Raw genomic sequence first — 723 nt, forward strand, 5'->3', positions numbered from 1 at the left:
ACGATTCCGGCTTTTTGAATGTTATAGCTCTTTTGGTTTTTTCCATGCAAGTGTAATCATAAAACTTAGACCTAGCACAATCATCGCAAAATAATACGGTAAATGCACTTCCATATCAAATAAAATGCCGGCTATAGCAGGTCCCGCAATATTACCGATACTCGTAAACATGGAGTTCATGCCACCAACAAAGCCTTGTTCATTGCCAGCAATTTTAGATAAATACGTCGTCAGTGCTGGACGAATTAAATCAAATGTTAAAAATACAACAATTGTAACGAAGAAAATGACCGCATAGGAATTGGATTTAATCATAAAAATCATAAAGAGCGCTGCAATAAACATGCTGATACGAATCAAATTGATTTCGCCCATTTTACGTGTTAAGCCATCAAATAAAAATAGCTGGAATACCGCTCCGACAATCCCACTTACGGTTAGCAATGTCGCAATATCTCCGGCTGAGTAATTTAGTTGATGATCTAAAAATAATCCGTACACGGTTTCATAGGTTGCGAGGCCAAACGAGGAAATAAAAATAACGACAAAGGGAATCGCAAAAGATGGTAATAAAAGTTTTTTCCATTGCTGTGTATTGCCATTCGCTTGTTTTTCACTTGCCACATAATTGCTTTCCTTTAAGGCGAATAAGGAACCTACTGCCCCGACAAAACCAAGTGTCGCAGCTACATAAAATGGCATGCGTGTATCAATTTGTGCTAG

The 723-nt window shown here is 37.9% G+C and carries 1 protein-coding gene; it reads right to left on the bottom strand.

Annotation, left to right across the window (positions count from 1 at the left end):
* Positions 1–21: 21 nt before the first annotated feature.
* On the bottom strand, positions 22–723 hold a 702-nt coding region (locus KTHG_RS00050; RefSeq protein ID WP_139991779.1), incomplete at its 5' end, for an MFS transporter.

This window comes from Kurthia sp. Dielmo (assembly GCF_000307285.2).
Lineage (GTDB): Bacteria > Bacillota > Bacilli > Bacillales_A > Planococcaceae > Kurthia > Kurthia populi.